17 protein-coding genes are annotated in these 18215 nt (G+C 63.6%); 11 read left to right on the top strand and 6 right to left on the bottom strand.

All coding sequences use genetic code 11. The features are described 5' to 3' along the window. The 3 genes from CO671_RS28455 to CO671_RS28445 form a co-directional block, all read left to right on the top strand. Window positions 1-592: TCP-1/cpn60 chaperonin family protein (locus CO671_RS28455; RefSeq protein WP_280953356.1), on the top strand; the 592-nt coding region annotated here is incomplete at its 5' end. 57 nt (window positions 593-649) lie between these two features. After that, window positions 650-916, top strand: coding sequence for a hypothetical protein (locus CO671_RS28450; protein ID WP_097608758.1), 267 nt, complete (start codon window positions 650-652; stop codon window positions 914-916). A gap of 115 nt (window positions 917-1031) precedes the next feature. Next, complete coding sequence (locus CO671_RS28445) at window positions 1032-4100, top strand: FAD-binding and (Fe-S)-binding domain-containing protein (RefSeq protein ID WP_097608755.1); 3069 nt, start codon at window positions 1032-1034, stop codon at window positions 4098-4100. Window positions 4101-4161: 61 nt separating this feature from the next. Here the strand turns inward: CO671_RS28445 and CO671_RS28440 are convergent, their stop codons facing one another. Both CO671_RS28440 and CO671_RS28435 read right to left on the bottom strand, forming a co-directional pair. After that, complete coding sequence (locus CO671_RS28440; RefSeq protein ID WP_097608754.1) at window positions 4162-5292, bottom strand: HPP family protein; 1131 nt, start codon at window positions 5290-5292, stop codon at window positions 4162-4164. Window positions 5293-5349: 57 nt separating this feature from the next. After that, window positions 5350-6255 carry a LysR family transcriptional regulator gene (locus CO671_RS28435; protein WP_097608753.1) on the bottom strand — a complete coding sequence of 302 codons (906 nt, stop codon included), beginning with the start codon at window positions 6253-6255 and terminating at the stop codon, window positions 5350-5352. A gap of 286 nt (window positions 6256-6541) precedes the next feature. Here CO671_RS28435 and CO671_RS28430 point away from each other — a divergent pair, with 286 nt between their 5' ends. Together CO671_RS28430 and CO671_RS34305 are read left to right on the top strand one after the other, a co-directional pair. Then, window positions 6542-6853, top strand: a complete 312-nt coding sequence (locus CO671_RS28430) for a hypothetical protein (protein WP_097608752.1) — start codon at window positions 6542-6544, stop codon at window positions 6851-6853. Window positions 6854-7102: 249 nt separating this feature from the next. Beyond that, window positions 7103-7306, top strand: coding sequence for a hypothetical protein (locus tag CO671_RS34305; protein ID WP_097608751.1), 204 nt, complete (start codon window positions 7103-7105; stop codon window positions 7304-7306). 116 nt (window positions 7307-7422) lie between these two features. Here the strand turns inward: CO671_RS34305 and CO671_RS28420 are convergent, their stop codons facing one another. Then, window positions 7423-8325 (bottom strand): GNAT family N-acetyltransferase, encoded by a 903-nt coding sequence (locus CO671_RS28420; protein WP_097608750.1) that lies wholly within the window; start codon window positions 8323-8325, stop codon window positions 7423-7425. 265 nt (window positions 8326-8590) lie between these two features. Here CO671_RS28420 and argE point away from each other — a divergent pair, with 265 nt between their 5' ends. The 6 genes from argE (at window position 8591) to CO671_RS28390 (ending at window position 15284) form a co-directional block, all read left to right on the top strand. Then, entirely contained in the window at window positions 8591-9715 is a 1125-nt protein-coding gene (argE, locus tag CO671_RS28415) for an acetylornithine deacetylase (protein WP_097608749.1), read from the top strand. 23 nt (window positions 9716-9738) lie between these two features. Further along, entirely contained in the window at window positions 9739-10662 is a 924-nt protein-coding gene (locus tag CO671_RS28410; protein WP_097608748.1) for a glyoxylate/hydroxypyruvate reductase A, read from the top strand. 35 nt (window positions 10663-10697) lie between these two features. Next, a complete protein-coding gene (locus CO671_RS28405) occupies window positions 10698-11051 on the top strand; it encodes a cupin domain-containing protein (RefSeq protein WP_097581022.1) in 354 nt (117 codons plus the stop codon). Window positions 11052-11255: 204 nt separating this feature from the next. Continuing rightward, window positions 11256-12719, top strand: a complete 1464-nt coding sequence (locus tag CO671_RS28400; protein ID WP_097608747.1) for an aldehyde dehydrogenase family protein — start codon at window positions 11256-11258, stop codon at window positions 12717-12719. Between the two features lie 9 nt (window positions 12720-12728). Then, window positions 12729-13772 carry a tartrate dehydrogenase gene (locus CO671_RS28395; protein ID WP_097608746.1) on the top strand — a complete coding sequence of 348 codons (1044 nt, stop codon included), beginning with the start codon at window positions 12729-12731 and terminating at the stop codon, window positions 13770-13772. 54 nt (window positions 13773-13826) lie between these two features. After that, a complete protein-coding gene (locus tag CO671_RS28390) occupies window positions 13827-15284 on the top strand; it encodes an NAD-dependent succinate-semialdehyde dehydrogenase (RefSeq protein WP_097608757.1) in 1458 nt (485 codons plus the stop codon). A 94-nt stretch (window positions 15285-15378) separates the two neighbouring features. Here the strand turns inward: CO671_RS28390 and CO671_RS28385 are convergent, their stop codons facing one another. From CO671_RS28385 to CO671_RS28375, 3 genes are all read right to left on the bottom strand, one after another. After that, window positions 15379-16653 carry an FAD-binding oxidoreductase gene (locus CO671_RS28385; RefSeq protein ID WP_097608745.1) on the bottom strand — a complete coding sequence of 425 codons (1275 nt, stop codon included), beginning with the start codon at window positions 16651-16653 and terminating at the stop codon, window positions 15379-15381. A gap of 13 nt (window positions 16654-16666) precedes the next feature. Continuing rightward, complete coding sequence (locus CO671_RS28380; protein WP_010032957.1) at window positions 16667-17335, bottom strand: haloacid dehalogenase type II; 669 nt, start codon at window positions 17333-17335, stop codon at window positions 16667-16669. Between the two features lie 195 nt (window positions 17336-17530). Beyond that, window positions 17531-18199 (bottom strand): aldolase, encoded by a 669-nt coding sequence (locus CO671_RS28375; RefSeq protein WP_097608744.1) that lies wholly within the window; start codon window positions 18197-18199, stop codon window positions 17531-17533. Between the last annotated feature and the right edge of the window lie 16 nt (window positions 18200-18215).

The following is an 18215-nucleotide window of genomic DNA, read 5'->3' as shown; positions in this document are numbered from 1 at the left end:
TGCCCAGATCAAGGCCCAGATCGAAGAAACCACCTCCGACTACGACCGCGAGAAGCTGCAGGAACGCCTCGCCAAGCTCGCCGGCGGGGTTGCCGTCATCCGCGTCGGCGGCTCGACCGAAGTCGAAGTCAAGGAAAAGAAGGACCGTGTCGACGACGCGCTTCACGCAACCCGCGCGGCGGTCGAGGAAGGCATCCTGCCGGGCGGCGGTGTGGCCCTGCTGCGCGCCGTCAAGGCGCTTGAAAAAGTCCAGACCGCCAATGCCGACCAGCGCGTCGGGGTCGACATCGTTCGCCGCGCACTTGAGGCGCCGGCTCGCCAGATCGCCGAGAACGCCGGCGCGGAGGGCTCGGTGGTCGTCGGCAAGCTGCGCGAAAAGACCGACTTCTCTTATGGCTGGAACGCCCAGACGGGTGAATATGGCGACCTCTATGCGCAGGGCGTCATCGATCCGGCCAAGGTCGTTCGCACCGCGCTTCAGGACGCGGCATCCATCGCCGGTCTTCTCGTGACGACGGAAGCCATGATCGCCGAGAAGCCGAAGAAGGATGCCCCTCCGGCAATGCCCCCCGGCGCCGGCATGGATTTCTAACAGATGAAACATCGGCCCGCACGCATCGCCGGGCGGGCTTTTTTCGAGGGAATGAAAATGGTTCAAACGATCGTAAACCGATCGCAGGTGCCGCTGGACTCCCGCGATCTGGCAACCTGCCAGCAGGTCTTCGACAAGCTCAGCGCCGACTACGCGATAGCAAGAGACAGCGCCGAAGCCGAACGAATGGCGAGCATCATCATCGAGCTCTACCGACAGGGCGTGCGCGACCCCAACCACCTGCAGTCGATGGTCGAGGCGGCTCGCGGCCTCTTCGAAGCGGACGGCGCTGTCAACCGGCCGGCGGCCACGCCGACCGGTTGACAGGCCGTTGACGATGCCTTCAGGAGCGGCATATGCCGCTCCTTCCGAAAATCGATTCCGATTTTCGGGCCGATGCGCTAGTGACAAGGCTCGAGTGCATTCTGAAGGTTTCGAAATGATCCCACGCCTCCAGCCGAAGGCTCCCATCCCGCTTCCCGCCCCGGGTTTTTTCCAGCGGCTCGTCGAGGCGGGATTTGACGGCGATATCGAAACCGGCGCGGCAAGCCGAACCGTGTTTTCGACCGACAATTCCATCTACCAGGTCGAGCCGACCGGCATCCTTTTTCCAAGGGCCGTCGAAGACCTGCAGGTCGTGGCGGCCGTGCTGTCGGAACCGGCCTTCCGGGAGATAAGCATCGCGCCGCGGGGCGGCGGCACCGGCACCAACGGTCAATCCCTGACATCGGGCGTCGTGGTGGACTGTTCGCGGCATATGAAATCCATTCTCGACATCGACCCTGTCCGAAGGATTGCGCGTGTCCAGGCGGGCGTTGTCAAGGATGAGCTGAACCGGGCCCTGAAGCCCTACGGCCTGTTCTTCGCGCCCGAACTTTCCACTTCCAACCGCGCCACGATCGGCGGCATGATCTCCACCGATGCCTGCGGTCAGGGTTCATGCCTCTACGGCAAGACCAGCAACCACGTTCTCGGATTGCGCATCGTGCTTACGGACGGCTCCGACTTTTGGTCGCGCCCGCTCGACGCGGAGGCGTTCGAGGAGATCGCCGCGCGAGAGAGCCGCGTCGGCGAGATCCACAGGACGGTCGAACGGATCGCCCGGGAAAAACACGAGCAGATCGCCGAGATCTTTCCGAAGCTCAACCGCTACATGACCGGCTACGACCTCGCCCATATCAGGCGTGACGACGGACGCTTCGACCTCAATGCCGTTCTTTGCGGCTCGGAGGGAACGCTGGCGATGATCGCCGAAGCCGAACTCAACCTTCTGCCGATCCCCGCCCATGCGGCGCTGATCAACATCCGCTACGGCGACTTCAACACCGCCTTGGAGGATGCCCGCAACTTGGTGGCGCTGAATGTCGCTTCGGTGGAAACGGTCGACGAGAAAGTTCTCGGCCTCGCGAAAGGCGACATCGTCTGGACCGGCATTGCCCGCTTCTTTCCCGACGATCCGGGCAGCGCGACCAACGGCATCAACATCGCCGAAGTGCTGGCCGACGATGAAGAGGAACTCGAACGCAGGCTTGCGGAGGTGACCGCCGCGCTCGACACGGGCGCGAATGCCCGCCATGCCGGATATACGATCGCCCGGGGCCATGCCGATGTCGAGGCGATCTGGTCGATGCGCAAGCGCGCGGTCGGCCTGCTCGGCAACGTGGAAGGGCCGGTCAGACCCGTCGCTTTCGTCGAGGATACGGCCGTGCCGCCGGAAAACCTGGCGGCCTATATTCGCGAGTTCCGCGCACTACTCGATGGTGCCGGCCTCTCCTACGGCATGTTCGGCCATGTCGATGCCGGCGTCCTGCACGTACGGCCGGCACTGGACCTCACCCGCGCTGATCACGTCCGGCTGGTTCGGGAGGTCAGCGACGCCGTCGTGGCGCTCACCCGCAAATATGGCGGGGTGCTCTGGGGAGAGCATGGCAAGGGCGTGCGTTCGGAATATGTGCCGGAGTTTTTCGGCGACCTTTATCCCAGCCTGCAGGAGATCAAGCGGGCTTTCGATCCCGAGAATCGGCTCAATCCCGGCAAGATCGCAACCCCTTCCGCGGAAGGACTGACGAAAATCGACGATGTTCCGTTGCGCGGAGATATCGACCGCATCATCGGCAACGAGATCCGCGCCGCCTTCGACAACGCCGCCTACTGCAACGGCAACGGCGCCTGCTTCGATTTCGACGAAACGAGCCCGATGTGCCCCTCCTACAAGGCGACGCGCGACCGGCGCTTTTCGCCCAAGGGCCGCGCCGCGCTGATGCGGGAATGGCTGAGGCTGCTGGCCGAGAACGGCATCGATCCCCGCCAGGAGGCGATGCGCCTGCGACGGAGCATTCCGTTCGCCAGCCTGGCGCGGCGCGCCTTCAATTCGCTGAACCCGGCAAACCGCGATGACTTTTCCCACGAGGTGCGCGCGGCGATGGACACGTGCCTGGCCTGCAAGGCCTGCGCGGGGCAGTGTCCGGTGAAGGTCAGTGTGCCGGCCTTCCGCTCGAAATTCCTGGAACTCTATTACGGACGCTACCTCCGCCCGCTGAAGGATCCGCTGGTCGCGGCGATCGAAACCACGCTGCCGCTCGTCCGGCGCATCCGGCCAGCCTATAATATGGTCGTGGGCACGCGCGCCGGCAGAACGATGATGCGTGTCGCCGGGCTGACCTCCCTGCCGCATCTGCCGCGGATCTCGCTCGCCAGGGAAGCCGCCCGCCTCGGCGTGCCGCTTGCGACCGCTCAAACGATCGAAGCTCTGCCGCCGCAGGAACGGCAGCGCAGCGTCGTCTTCGTCGCCGACGCCTTCACCGCCTATTTCGATCCTGAGGTTGCGCTTGCCGCAATCGGGCTCGCCAGGAAAATCGGGCTCACGCCGTTCCTTGCGGCCTCCCACACCAATGGCAAAGCCCTGCATGTTCATGGCTATCTCGGACGCTTCGAGGCGGCGGCCAAGCGGACGGCCCGCTATCTCGAGCGACTGGATGAGACAGGCGTAGCGCTGGTCGGGCTCGATCCATCGATGACGCTCGCCTTTCGCAGCGAATATAAGGGGATATCGAAGGCGAATGTCCTGCTGCCTCAGGAATGGCTGACCGCCAACCTCGACCGGCTGACCGCCTCGCCTTCCGCTGCCGAAGGCAAAAGCTTTCGCTTGATGGCCCATTGCACCGAGCGCACCAATGCGCCGGCCTCCGTCGCACAATGGCAAAAAGTATTCGAAAGCCTCGGCATCGACCTACAGGCGGCGCAAACCGGCTGTTGCGGCATGGCCGGCACCTTCGGCCACGAGGCCCGCAACCGGCCGATCGCAGAGCGCCTCTATGCGCTAAGCTGGAAGCCCGAGCTCGATGCGGCCGGCGATGCCGATATCCTTATGGCGACCGGATATTCCTGCCGCTCCCAGGTGAAGGAAATCGACGACAGGCGCATCCCGCATCCGCTGCAGGTCATTGCCCGGATAGTGTCGGAAAAGGCAGAAATCCCGCACTTGCACACGACACCTCCACGGAGCTGACGACGAAGGCAGTGGCTGCGACGCAAAGACCGGCCGGCAATAGCCGAGCCGCTTCGCGAGTTCACGCCACGGCCGCGATCGCCTCACCGTCACTCGGCAGCAGCCGCGCCACGGCGCTCAGCAGATCGGTCTGCGATATCAGGCCGAGGATCCGGTGATCGTCATCGACAATGATGACGGCATGCGTGCGCCCATCGGTCAGAACGGGCAGCAGCGACAGAGCGGCATCCGAAGCTCTCGCCACCGCCGGCCTGGAGATCGCATGGGCAATCGTATCGCCGCTCGCGAACAACTCCCGCAGGCCGACGGTGCCGACGAGACGGCCCTCCGGATCCTTCACCGGCAACGTCCGGATATTATGCTTCAGGAGAAGATGCCGTGCAGCATCCGGTTCCGAAGCCTCGCCGATAGCGATCACATCGCGCGACATGATATCGGCACAGCTGATCTTGCCGTTCGAGCGGATGGCCGCTTGCAACTCGACCTGCTGCAGCAACCGCCCGAGATCGGCCCGATCGATATCGAAGGTTTCATCGAGCGCTTCCAGGGCGGCATCGACATCCTCCTCGCGAAAGCCCACCCGCACGGCAGACGGCAGGTCGATCGTCTGATGGGCATTCTCCGCCGGCTTCGGCACGACATGCGGATAATTCCGCCTGGAAAGCCTGTGGAACAGCAGCCCAAGTGCGACGAGAATGCAGGAGTTCAGGGCGACGGGCACGAAGGGAAAGAGGAACCCCCAGCCGGCAACGACGGGACCGCCGAGCACCGCGGTCAGCGCCGCAGCCCCTCCGGGCGGATGGAGGGATCGTGTGAACGACATCGCCCCGATCGCCAGTGAAACTCCGACGCCGGTCGCGATAATCGGGTCGCGAATGAAATAAGCGGCAATGATGCCCATCATGGCGGAAATGGTGTTGCCGCCGATGATCGACCATGGCTGCGCCAGCGGGCTTGCCGGCACTGCGAAAAGCAGCACTGCCGAGGCGCCCATCGGCGCGACGATCAAGGGAAGATGCGGTCCCTGGCCGAACAGATAGCCGCTGATGACGCCGGTGAGACCGATGCCCAGCAACGCGCCGAAACAGGCGATCAGCCGCTCTTTTAGCGTCGCACCGGCCAGGATGGGCGAAAATAGGCGAAAGCGGCGAAAACGGCTCGGCCCCATCTTTGGGGAAACGGGATATTGCATGCAAAGACCAACTGGAAGCGAGGATTGTCTGGCGAGCGAAGGAGGAAGACGGAGAAACTAGTTTGTCGCCAGCCTCATGTCTCTGCCTTTGGTCGCGCTGAGGACTTCATGGAAGGCGCTAAAGGCGCTGGGGCGACTACCCCTGCGGGACACCAGCAGCGTCTCGACGGGGCCGAGCTGATGGGTCGGGAGAGCCGCCGGCCAGTGCATGAGGTCGAGCACGGATTTCGGCATCACGCCTGCGGTATTGCCGGTCGCAACACTCGCCAGGATCGCGTGGTAGGAGCCGAGCTCGCTCGTCGGCAGGGCGCTCGATTGACGCGCCCAGTTTTCGGCGATCCTGCGATAGGTGCAGCCGGGCTCCAAAGCGGCGAGCGCCCCGACACGCAGGTCGGCGGCGGATTTGATGGCGGGATGCCCGGACGGCAGCACGATCAACAGATCTTCGACGAAGACCGTCTCCATCGCCAGCGCCTCGAGCTCGGCATCGAAATCGCGGTCATCTTCGCGCATCGTCTTCGGCGGCCGGGCAATCAAGGCGCAATCCAGTGCGTCGGCCAGAACATCGCGGGCGAGATCGCGGGACGCGCCCATCGTCAGCTGCAGCGACACGTCAGGCCACATCTGGTTGAATTGCGTCAGCGCCGCCGGCAGCCTGCTCGCCGCCGTGCTCTCCATCGTTCCGACCCGCAATGTTCCCGATGGGGCGAGTGGCCGCACGGCTTGGCGCGCTTCGAGCGCAAGCGCCAGAAGCCTGTTGGCATAGGTGAGAAACGTTTCGCCCTCCCGCGTCAACGTCATCTTCTTGCCGTCACGGCTGAACAGGCAAGCGCCGAGGTCTTCCTCCAGCTGCTGGATACGTGTCGTCACGTTCGACGGCACCCGCCCGACGGCCCTGGCGGCCTTTGTAACGCTCCGGTCGCTGGCGACGGCGAGGAATATCTCGATCGAGGAAAGATCCAATGAAAATCTCTTTTTCAGAATTTGGATGATTTATCATTCTCTATATAAAAATCATTGCATCCGCTCAAGCAGGTTTCAGCGTCGCACAGTTTCGCCTCGTCATCCCGGCTTGTCGGGGCTGCACGCGCGCTATTCAGCGCATGGACAAGCCGGCGACTGCCGAAAAAAGGATCGCGCCGCCGCCGAAATAGCCATAGAAGCCCAGCATTGCCTCTGCGGCAGGGCAATTGCGGCTGGCATGGCGTTTGCATCTGAAAGCTATCTGCAGAGCGATCGTCGACGACCAATGTTGCACCTTATCTTGACCTGCCTTCTTCTGAGCGTCGCTTCAGGCTTGAGCATGCGACGTTTTCTCCTGCCGTATTTTTCTGACGGTGATCTCGCCGAGAAATCCGCTCCCGTCACGATGGTCGCCAGTGCGGTCTTTCTGGCGGCAGTCGCCTTCACCCTCTCCGATCAGGACCTTTGGGCGAAAACGGTCATCCTGATGCTCTGCCTTTCGGTGGCGGCAATGTTCGACGACGGCAGACCCAGGCTGACCATCAGCCTTTCCGCCGTCTGCTTGGCCGCTTATCTCGGGCTGCGCTCGATCAACTGAGCACCCGCTCTGCCTCATGACCCGGCAGACGGCGATGGAGCCGTTGCAAAAGTCGGTCTCATTCCATCACGCGGCTCGCAGCTCCCCGCAAACAGGTCGTGCCCATCCATATCGTGCGGAATTGCCTCATTCGGTGAAGGACAATTTTGACTAATCCTAAAAGGATCTTCGTAGAAGAATAGTTTCGTAATATTATTCTCATCCTCTGAATATTTGTCGGAGCGGACCGCTCAGAAAAGAGAGGGGGCGATGAGAGGAAACGAACAGGGAAGAAAGATCTGGTCGCAGTGGTATGCCTGGCATCCCGTCTTGCCGCTCGACGACACCATCTATTGGCTCGAGACCGTATACCGGCGAGAATCTCCGGACGGTTTCTGGCAATATCGCTCATTCCGGCCCGAATGCGAGCGCGCTCAGGCTCAGGCATCGCTGCCCCTCTGTCCCGGCGCTTAATGCATGTCGCCCGGAAGTGTGCAGCGGTTCCGGGACAACGACATGCATAAAAACAAAGCGCTAAAGCGCGTTGCGTGAATCATATTTGATGCGACGCGCTTTAGAACTCGTCCAGGTCAGCCGAGCGTGTGACTGACGAGCGCATAGGTCTTCGGCTCGTGCATCCCTCGACGTCCCGGAACCGGGAGCCAAGGGTCGCCCCGCGACATGGTCGTCACGATATCATAAATGGGAAGACCGCAGCGGGAGAGGAAATCGGCAAATATCCCGCCTTTCTCGCGTGTGTCGAGGCGCAAGAATGCTCCAGCATGCTCGACCGCATGCGGATGGACGACGGCAATCGCATCGGCGTCATTGCTTGCCACGACCGGACCGATGACATGGCCGCGCCCGAACCTTCGGCAAAGCGAGAAGGCCTCGATCCGGCCGGCGCGGATCAGGACGACACCCTTGGAATTTGCAAGGAGCCGAGCCAGGAGCAGCGTGCGATCGGCGCCGAAGGCCAAAGCATCCAATGCCGCAATCGCCTCCAGGTCATCGGCTTCCACTGCCCGTATCGCGGCACCTGGCGGCAGTTCCACATCCGGCGGCGAGATCGCTTCGCCATGGCATTGGAAGACAGACGCCTCGCGAACAAAATTCAGGGACATGTAAAGGCGCCGCGCCGCCCGCGTCGCGTTCAGCCCGAGATTGCGCCCGGCAACCTGATCGAGTGCGTGGCCCATCAGCCACTGCCCGGCGCCGTTGGCCTGCAGGCGCGGCGAGGTGATGACCATGCCGATTGTCGCGAATTGGCGGCCATAGGGAAACCACATCGCAGAGCCGAGGATGCGGCCGATTTCATCGATCGCCGCAATGCCCTGGCCGAAGTCGCGCAAGAACTGCCAGTCTTCGCGACGATGCGGCCAGGCGACCGACATTGAGAGCGCATGCAGCTTATCGATATCGACGCTGTCGATGTCGGCAATGCGCGTCTCGAAACTGTCGACAAACCTGGATTCGGATGTCAGTGCGCTCACTCCCGCCCTCCTGCCGCATTTTCTGGCAAAGTCCCCAGGGAAAGCTGCCCCACGGAAAACTCCCTCATCGAGATTAGGACGGATTGCGCGATACAATTCACTGGCGACGCCCGCGCAAACACAACAATCGACCAAATCCGATGCGCTTTCGGCAAATAAAGCCTGGGCCGGTCTCTACAGTCATTGGCCAGACCCCGACCGGCCGACGGCGCCGTTGACCGCAAGAGCCCGGTTGCACCCGACATCCCGTGCCGTGAGGACGCCCATGCAGGCAATTGAAATTCTCGAAAGGCTGGTCGGCTTTCCCTCCGTCGTCGGTACGCCGAACGGCGAAATCGTCGCTTGGATCCGGCACTATCTGCAACGCCACGGCATCGTCGCCACCGAGCTTCCCGGCCCCGAGGGTGACCGCTCGAACCTCTTCGCGACGATCGGGCCGGTCGAGGTGCCGGGCTATATCCTCTCCGGCCATATGGACGTGGTTCCCGCCGCCGAGGCCGGCTGGAGCAGCGACCCGTTCCGCCTGCGCGCCGACGCGGACCGCCTCTACGGCCGCGGCGCTACCGACATGAAGGGTTTCCTGGCCGCCGTTCTTGCCGCCGTCCCGATGCTCGCGAAGACGCAGCTCCGCCGGCCGATCCACCTCGCCTTTTCCTACGATGAGGAGGCCGGCTGCCGCGGCGTCCCGCACATGATCGCACGCCTGCCGGACCTCTGCGCGCCCCCGCTTGGCGCGATCATCGGCGAGCCGAGCAGCATGCGGGCAATCCGCGCCCACAAGGGCAAGGCCGCCGCCCGGCTGACGGTCAGGGGCCGGTCCGGCCACTCCTCCCGCCCGGATCAGGGACTGAACGCAATCCATGCCATGAGCAGCGTCCTCGCTTGCGCCAATGCCGAAGCCGCCCGGCTGACACACGGCCCATTCGAAGGTGTGTTCGAGCCGCCCTACTCGTCCCTCCAGGTCGGCACATTGAAGGGCGGCCAGGCGGTCAACATCATTCCCGACACCTGCGAGGCCGAGTTCGAGGCAAGAGCCATTGCCGGCATCGATCCGGCCGTGCTGCTGGCGCCGCTGCGCGCCGCGGCCGAGGCGCTACCGCTACGGGGCTTCGAGGTGGAATGGCGCGAACTCAGCGCCTATCCGGCCCTGTCGCTTGCTGCCGATGCGCCGCTTGCGCGCCTGCTTGGCGAACTGACCGGCATCGAGCCGCTCGCCGCCGTCAGCTACGGCACCGAAGCCGGCCTTTTCCAGCGCGCCGGCATCGATGCGATCATCTGCGGGCCGGGCGATATCGGCCGGGCCCACAGGCCGGACGAATTCATTCTGGTTGAAGAACTCCTGGCCTGCCAGGCAATGGTCGAAGCCCTCGCCCGCCGCTGCACCGCCTGACCTGAGATCACGGAGCCGATGCAATGACCTTTCTCTTCAATTCCGACGCCAAGCGCGGCGCCATGTTCGCCGAAGCCTTCGCGCGCGAACTGCCTGACATCGCCTTTTCCATGGACCCGGCATCGGTCGAAGCGGAGGCTGTGCGCTACCTGATCACCTGGACCGTGCCCGACGATCTCGCGCGCTACAGCAATCTCGAAATCCTGTTCTCGATCGGCGCCGGCATCGACCAGTTCCGCATCGATGCCGTGCCTGAGCGGGTCAAGGTGGTGCGCATGGTCGAGGACGGCATCGTCAGGATGATGCAGGAATATGCGACGCTCGCCGTCCTTGCGCTCCATCGCGACATGCCGGCCTATCTCGACCAGCAGCGGCGCGGGATCTGGCAGCCGATCCAACCGGTACAGGCCGCAGAACGCCGCATCGGCGTGCTCGGTCTCGGCATGCTTGGAAGCGCGGTGCTCGAACGTCTGCAGCCCTTCGGCTTCCCGCTTTCCGGCTGGAGCCGCAGTCCGCGCACGATCGGCGGCGTCCGGTGCCTCAGCGGCGGCGAAGGTCTCGACACCCTGCTTGCAACCACCGACATTCTCGTCTGCCTGCTGCCGCTGACGGAGGAGACCCGCGGCTTCCTGAATGCCGAGCTCTTCGCAAGGTTGCCGGTCGGCGCCGCGCTCGCCCATATCGGCCGCGGCGCGCAGCTCGATCATCAGGCGATCGTCGACGCGCTCGATGCCGGGCATCTCTCCGGCGCCGTCATCGATGTCACCGATCCGGAGCCGCTGCCTGCGGGTCACGCCTTCTGGAGCCATCCGCAAATCCTGCTGACGCCGCATATTGCCAGCGTCACGCAGCCCGAAACTGCCGCAGCGGCGGTGATCGACAATATCAAGCGGCATCGGGCAGGCCTTGACCCGATCGGGCTGGTCGACCGCAGCCGCGGCTATTGAATCATCCCCCAAACGTAAACCCCGAAAGGAAAGCCATGACCCTGCTCAAGACGATCGACACCAACCCATCCCAGGCGCCGCGCGAGTCCGGCCCCCTTCCCGAGCGCCTGATCTCGGGCAATCCCACCTTTAAGACCTGGGCGCAGGATGTCGCCCGCGCAGAGAGTGTTCATACCGGCGTGTGGGAGGCAACGCCCGGCGAGACGCGTTCGATCAAAGGCGAGACGTTCGAGTTCTGCCACATCCTTTCCGGCCTGGTCGAGCTGACGCCGGACGGCGGAGAGCCGGTGGTCTACAAGGCCGGCGACAGTTTTGTCATGAAGCCGGGTTTCGTCGGCGTCTGGAAGACGATCGAGACGGTGCGCAAGATCTACGTGACGGTGTCATGACGCCGATGCCGCGCGCCACGCTCGCCTGCGGAGCAGGCGTTTCCCGACCGCAGACAGCGCGGCATGGGCGCCGGCCACCCGCCGTAGATTTGACTGGCCGCGGCGGGCAAAACGCAATTTTCGGCCGCCGCAGCGCGATCGGTCGATGCATGCTGCTCGCCTTCCCCAGCTAGGCTTGCCCTCAGTTCATGCCGAGGACACGCAATGACACTCAACTTCGATCCGAACACGATCTCCTTGCCTGTCGGACATTTCATCGGCGGCCGGCTGGTTCCGGCCGAAGCCGTCATCGACATGCACCGGCCGTCCGACGGCAAGGCCTATGCGGGCTGTCCGCTTGCTGACGAGGCTCTTGTCGGCCACGCCGTCGAGACGGCCGGAAAGGCGTTGAAGACCAGTAATTGGGGAGGCGTGCGGCCGCGCGAGCGCACCAAGGCGCTGCAGCGCTGGGCCGACCTGATCGAAGCCGAGGCGGAAACCCTCGCCAGGCTCGAAGCGCTCTCCTCGACCCGCCCGGTCGGCCAGCTCGTCGCCGGCGATATCGCCGTCACCGCCGAGCAGATCCGCTTCTTCGCCGAATTCGCAGACAAGGAAGGCGGCGATCTCGTCCCGACCGACGATGCGAATTTCGGCATGATCGTGACCGAGCCCTATGGCGTCGTCGGCGCCATTACGCCGTGGAATTTTCCATTGTCGATGGCGGGGTGGAAGCTTGCTCCGGCACTGGCGGCGGGCAATGCGGTGGTATTGAAGCCATCGGAGATGACGCCGTTTTCGACGCTCTACCTTGCCGAACTTTCGGTGCGGGCCGGCCTGCCCGCCGGCCTCGTCAACGTCGTCCTCGGCGACGGTCCGACCACCGGAACCGCCATCACCGGCCATCCGGGAATTTCCAAGGTCAGCTTCACCGGCTCGACCGCGGCCGGCGCGGCGATCATGGCCAATATCGCCCGGACCGGCGTGAAGCCGATGACACTGGAACTCGGCGGCAAGAGCCCGCAGCTGGTCTTCGCCGACGCCGATCTCGAACTCGCCGCAGGCGCCATCGCCGGCAGCATTTTGTCAAATGCCGGCCAGGCCTGCGTTTGCGGATCCCGCCTCATCGTCGAGGTGAAGGTGGCGGATGCGCTTGTGACGGCACTGCTTGCCAGGCTGGCGGCAATCCGCCCCGGTCCCACCTGGGAAGAAACGACCGACTATTCGCCCGTCATCTCCGAACGCCAGATTGCCCGTATGGATGGCATCATCCGCGCCGCGATCGACGGCGGGGCCGAGTGCCTCACAGGCGGCCACCGCCTTGACCGCGACGGCTATTTCTACGCACCGACGCTGATGTCAGGCGTGACCGCAACATCACCTGCGGTTCTCGAGGAAATCTTCGGACCGGTGCTGACGATCCAGACCTTCGAGGATGAGGAGGAGGCACTACGGCTGGCCGATCATCCGGCCTATGGGCTCGCCGCCGGCCTCTTCACCCGCGATCTCGCGCGCGCCATCCGCCTCACCCGCCGCCTGCAGGCCGGCACCATCTGGGTCAACCGCTACGGCCGCTCGCGCGACCATATCCTGCCGACCGGCGGTTACAAGCAGTCGGGCATCGGCAAGGATCTCGGCCGCGAAGCCTATCACGCCAACCGCAAGAGCAAGAGCGTGCTCATCAGCCTTTAAGGAGCTGCGATGAAGACCTACAAGATCGCCCTTCTGCCTGGAGACGGCATCGGCCGCGACGTGACGGAAGCAGCCTGGACCGTGCTCGAAAAGACGGCCGGATCGAGCGGATTTTCTCTTGAGGCAACCCGCCTCCCCTGGTCCTGCGACTACTATCTCGAAAATGGCAGCATGATGCCGGCCGACGGCATTGAGACGCTGCGGTCGTTCGATGCCATCCTGCTCGGCGCCGTCGGGTGGCCGCGAAAAGTGCCGGATTCCGTATCGCTGCATGGGCTGCTGCTGCCCATCCGCAAGGCCTTCGTGCAATATGCCAATATCCGCCCGCACCGACTGTTGCCGGGCGTGCAGGGGCCGCTGCGGTCCGACGGTTTCGACATTCTCTGCATCCGTGAAAACACCGAGGGCGAATATTCAGGCGCCGGCGGCCGCGTCCATCAGGGCACGGACAACGAAGTGGCGATCGAAACCGCGATCTTCACCCGCACAGGCGTCGAACGCATTCTGCGTTTCGGCTTCGAGCAGGCGCGGCGGCGGCGGGGCACGCTTGCCTCGGTGACGAAGTCCAATGCGCAGAAATATTCGATGGTCTTCTGGGACGAAATCACCCACGGGCTCGCTGCGGAATATCCCGATGTCGAGGTGACCAGCTACCATATCGACGCCATGGCCGCCCGCATGGTCATGGCGCCCGAAAGCCTTGATGTCGTGGTCGCCTCCAACCTGTTCGGCGACATCCTGACCGACCTTGGCGCCGCGATCCAGGGCGGACTCGGCTTTGCGGCATCCGCCAACATCAATCCCGATCGATCGGCGCCCTCCATGTTCGAACCCGTCCACGGTTCGGCGCCCGACATCGCTCATCTCGGGATCGCCAATCCGATCGCCGCCATCTGGTCGGGAGCGATGATGCTGGAACATCTCGGAGAGACGACCGCCGCCGAAAAGGTGATGGCCGCAATCGAGGCGACGACGGCGCGCGGCACCGGCGCAATTCCCGGCAAGGACAAAACCGACGCGATCACGGCATCGGTGCTTTCCGCACTCGGTTAGCGCGTCGCGCAAACTGGACAGTAATTTGGAAAAGCTTTGATGAAAGGGGAGAAAATGAACGGATTGAGAGACGGCAGCCTGCTTCGCCAGCAAGGTCTCATCGACGGCGAATGGTGCGGGGCCGCAGCCGGCCGCACGATCGAGGTGACCGACCCGGCGACGCAACAGGTGCTGGGCACGGTGCCCGATATGGACGGAGCCGATACGCGGGCCGCAATCGCGGCGGCGGAAAAAGCTTTTGGCCCATGGCGGGCAAAGACCCATGCCGAGCGCGCCGCTTTGCTGGAAGCCTGGCATGATCTGATGCTCGACAATATCGAGGACCTGGCGCTGATCCTCACCAGCGAACAGGGCAAGCCGCTTGCGGAAGCGCGCGGCGAAATCCGTTACGGCGCCTCGTTCGTCAAATGGTTTTCCGAGGAGGCGCGGCGCATCGGCGGCACAACCATTCCCTCACCGACAGCAGATCGGCGGATCGTCGTCCTGAAGGAGCCCGTCGGCGTTTCGGCGATCATCACGCCGTGGAATTTTCCCAATGCGATGATCACCCGCAAGGTGGGGCCGGCGCTCGCGGCAGGCTGCACGGTCGTGATCAAGCCATCGGATTTGACCCCGTTTTCGGCGTTGGCGCTCGGCGTCCTGGCGGAGCGCGCCGGCATCCCCAAAGGCGTGATCAATATCGTCACCGGCATGCCGGCCGGGATCGGCGACGAACTGATGACGAACCAGACCGTGCGCAAGATTTCGTTCACCGGCTCGACCCGCGTCGGCTCGCTGCTGATGCGCGGCGCGGCCGACAGCGTCAAGCGGCTCAGCCTCGAACTCGGCGGCAATGCGCCTTTCATCGTTTTCGACGATGCCGATCTCGATCTTGCCGTGGAAGGCGCAATCGCCTCGAAATTCCGCAATGGCGGCCAGACCTGCGTCTGCGCCAACCGCCTTCTCGTCCAGTCCGGCGTTTACGAGGCCTTCGCCGCCAAACTTGGTGCGCGGGTCGCGGCCATGAAGGTCGGGGCCGGAACGGATGCCGGCACAGATATCGGGCCGATGATCAACAAGGCGGCGATCGAAAAGATCAAGCGTCATGTGGACGATGCGGTGGAAAAGGGCGCCAGGATCCTCGCCACGGCGGGTTCGATGCCGGCCGGCGATCAATATGCGGCGCCGATGGTGCTTGGCGGCGCGACGACCGACATGCAGCTTGCCAGCGAAGAGACATTCGGGCCGGTTGCGCCTCTTTTCCGCTTCGACACAGAGGAAGAGGCGATCCGTATCGCCAATGCCACCCCCTTCGGCCTCGCCGCCTATTTCTACACCGAGAGCCTGAAACGTTCCTGGCGTGTCGGCGAAGCGCTCGAATTCGGCATGATCGGCCTCAACACCGGCGCCATTTCCACCGAGGTCGCCCCGTTCGGCGGCGTCAAGCAATCCGGCCTCGGTCGCGAGGGCGCGCAATGCGGCATCGAGGAATATCTGGAAATGAAGAGCTTCCACATCGGCGGGCTTTCCTGACCCGCGCAAAAACAAAGGGCGCCGGAAATTCATCCCGGCGCCCCTGCACCATCTATGTTCTGGAAAGATCGAACCGCTCTCGCGTGCGCGCCGCTTACTTGAAGCGATCGAGTGTCTTGTAATAAAGCCCGACCATCGGCAGGAACCACGGCTTGCCGAAATGGCCGGGAACGGCGGGCCATTCGAGCCCTTTTACCGGATTGCGGTCCGCCTTGCCCATGATGGCGTCGGCGATGATCATGCCGAGGTGGGTAGAAAGCTGGGCGCCGTGGCCGGAATAGCCCATGGCGTACCAAACGCCGTCGACATAGCCGGCACGCGGATAACGGTCCTTGGTCATATCGACGAGACCGCCCCAGCAATAATCGACTTCGACGCCGGCAAGCTGCGGGAAGATCTCGGCGAGACTGGCACGCAGAATATCGCCGCTCTTTGCGTCCGATCGTTGATCCGACGCGGCGGAAAAGCGGGCGCGACCGCCGAAGATCAGCCGCTTGTCCGGCGACAGCCGAAAATAGTTGCCGATGTTCATCGACGTGACGCAGGTCCGGTTTGCCGGCATCGTCGCGGCGATTTCGGCATCGCTCAGCGGACGGGTGGCGATCAGGAAGCTGCCGACGGAAATGATCCGGCGGCGGAAATAGGTAAAGAGCGACGGCGTGTAGGCGCCGGTCGCAACCAGCACGTGGTCGGCGGTGACGGTGCCCCGCGCGGTCTCAAGGCTGTGGCGGCCGTTACCCTGCCTGTGGCCGGTCACCGCAGCCTGTTCGTAGATCGTCGCGCCGCGGCGGGCGGCCGCGGTCGCAAGGCCGGCGACATAGCGGCCCATATGCATCATCGCGCTCTTCTTCGAGAGCATGGCGCCATGAAAAGGCGACCCGACCTCGCTCTTCAGCTCGTTTGCCCCCAGAAGCGCCGTGTCCGGATCGACTTCTCTGTGCACAGCTTCGAAATTGCGGGCAATCGCCTCGAAGTGCTGCGGCTTGGAGGCAAGCTTCAGCTTTCCGGCACGACGGAAATCGCAGTCGATCCCCTCTTCGGTGATGATCGTCTCGATCGTATCGATGGAATCGTCGAACGCGCGGTAGAGCGCAACGGCCCGCTCCGGGCCTAGCGCGGCCTTGGCGGACAGGAAGCTATGCGCAAGTCCGTTGTTGAGATGGCCGCCATTGCGTCCCGATGCTCCCCAGCCGACGCGTTCGGCCTCCAGCACGACGACCTTGACGCCGGCTTTCGCAAGCTGGCGCGCCGCAGCAAGCCCGGTGAAGCCGGCACCGATGATGGCGACGTCGTAATGTCCTTCGACAGGACCTTGGGCCGCATCGGCAAAAGCGCGGGCCGTGTCGTGCCAGTAGGATTGGAACTGCATCCGCTTGTCTCCGTCAGAGGCCGACGACGCCAGGCAGGCCCGAGATGTGAGGGATTTCGACATAGCCGTAATAAGGATTGGCCGGCTCGTGGCCGCGATTGACCCAGACCTTATTCTTGATGCCGAGATCATGCGCCGACATCAGATCGTAGCGGAAGGAAGACGAGCAGTGCAGCACGTCCTGCGGTCCGCAGCCGAGCATGTCGAACATATATTCGAAGGCCTGGAAACGCGGCTTATAGGCATTTGCCTGCTGAGCGGTATAGACCGCGTGGAAGGGCGCGCCGAGCTTTTCGACATTCGACATGATCTGAGCGTCCATGGCGTTGGACAGGATGACCAGCGGAATTTCCCGCGCAACCCTGGCAAGGCCCTCGGGTACGTCGCGATGCGGACCCCAGGTCGGAACACGCGCATAAATCATTTCCGCGGCTTCGTCGCGAAAGGTCACGCCGTTGCGCTTGCATGTCCGCTCGAGCGAATTGTGCACGACTTCCGCATAGGGCTTCCAGGCGCCCATAATCTCGTCGAGACGATAAGCGGCGAAATTCTTGATGAACTCCGCCATGCGCGGCTCGTCGAGCTGGTCGCCGTAAAGGTCGCGGGCTGCTTCCGCCATTTGAAAATTGGTCAGCGTGCCGTAGCAATCGAAGGTAATGTATTTCGGACGGAACGTGGTCATCTGCATATCCTCGTACGATCGGAACTAGGGGGAACGTGTTCACCATCATAGGCACCGCTTTGCCCATGGCTTGCCTGAATTGGCGGCATCGGAAGCAGAATCTATCGTATCGAAAGCGGGGTTTGGCAGAAGGTTGCGCGCTCCCGCAAACGGATCATGCCGTCACGCTCGATGGTCCACGAAACGAGGACCGGTTCAATCGTGATCGTGGTGATGATGCGAGGGAAGATCGAGGCCGAAGGTCTTGACGAGATCGGCCACCTGCTCCGGGCTGAGGAAGCGGGGATTGAGGTTGCGCAGCAGCAGATAGAGCTTCGCCGTTTCCTCCAGTTCCTCGGTGGCGAAGACCGCCGCCTCCAGGCTATCACCGGCGACGACGGGTCCATGATTGGCCAGAAGCACCGACGAATATTTGCCCGCCAGCCCGCGGATCGCATCGGCCACCGCCGGATCGCCGGGGCGATAATAGGGCACCAGCGCCGTCTCGCCGGCGCGCATGAGATAATATGGCGTCATCGGCGGCAAGGCGGCGCGCGGATCGATCTCCGGCAGCATGGTCAGCGCCACCGCATGGGTGGAATGAAGATGGACGATGGCGCGAGCGCTGCCGCGTGTGTCGTAGAGGGCGGTGTGCAGCGGGATTTCCTTGGTCGGCTTGTCGCCGGAGAGCAGCCGGCCTTCGGCATCGAGCCTTGAAATACGCGCCGGATCGAGAAAGCCGAGCGAGGCGTTGGTCGGCGTGACCAGCCAGCCGCCGTCCTCCAGCCGCAACGATATGTTGCCTGACGAGCCGGGCGTCAGCCCGCGCTCGAACAGCGAGCGGCCGTATCGGCAGATTTCTTCACGCTGGCGCGCGTCGGACATGACACTTCCTCCAATA

The sequence above is a fragment of the Rhizobium sp. M10 genome, from assembly GCF_002531955.1.
Lineage (GTDB): Bacteria > Pseudomonadota > Alphaproteobacteria > Rhizobiales > Rhizobiaceae > Rhizobium > Rhizobium etli_C.
Note: the sequence above shows the minus strand (reverse complement) of the source record. Positions and strands in the feature narration are given on the sequence as shown.

Coding starts and splice junctions, on each gene's coding strand:
- CO671_RS28450 (WP_097608758.1), top strand. CDS start 650: ATGGTTCAAACGATCGTAAACCGATCGCAGGTGCCGCTGGACTCCCGC.
- CO671_RS28445 (WP_097608755.1), top strand. CDS start 1,032: ATGATCCCACGCCTCCAGCCGAAGGCTCCCATCCCGCTTCCCGCCCCG.
- CO671_RS28440 (WP_097608754.1), bottom strand. CDS start 5,292: ATGCAATATCCCGTTTCCCCAAAGATGGGGCCGAGCCGTTTTCGCCGC.
- CO671_RS28430 (WP_097608752.1), top strand. CDS start 6,542: ATGTTGCACCTTATCTTGACCTGCCTTCTTCTGAGCGTCGCTTCAGGC.
- CO671_RS34305 (WP_097608751.1), top strand. CDS start 7,103: ATGAGAGGAAACGAACAGGGAAGAAAGATCTGGTCGCAGTGGTATGCC.
- argE (WP_097608749.1), top strand. CDS start 8,591: ATGCAGGCAATTGAAATTCTCGAAAGGCTGGTCGGCTTTCCCTCCGTC.
- CO671_RS28410 (WP_097608748.1), top strand. CDS start 9,739: ATGACCTTTCTCTTCAATTCCGACGCCAAGCGCGGCGCCATGTTCGCC.
- CO671_RS28405 (WP_097581022.1), top strand. CDS start 10,698: ATGACCCTGCTCAAGACGATCGACACCAACCCATCCCAGGCGCCGCGC.
- CO671_RS28400 (WP_097608747.1), top strand. CDS start 11,256: ATGACACTCAACTTCGATCCGAACACGATCTCCTTGCCTGTCGGACAT.
- CO671_RS28395 (WP_097608746.1), top strand. CDS start 12,729: ATGAAGACCTACAAGATCGCCCTTCTGCCTGGAGACGGCATCGGCCGC.
- CO671_RS28390 (WP_097608757.1), top strand. CDS start 13,827: ATGAACGGATTGAGAGACGGCAGCCTGCTTCGCCAGCAAGGTCTCATC.
- CO671_RS28385 (WP_097608745.1), bottom strand. CDS start 16,653: ATGCAGTTCCAATCCTACTGGCACGACACGGCCCGCGCTTTTGCCGAT.
- CO671_RS28380 (WP_010032957.1), bottom strand. CDS start 17,335: ATGACCACGTTCCGTCCGAAATACATTACCTTCGATTGCTACGGCACG.
- CO671_RS28375 (WP_097608744.1), bottom strand. CDS start 18,199: ATGTCCGACGCGCGCCAGCGTGAAGAAATCTGCCGATACGGCCGCTCG.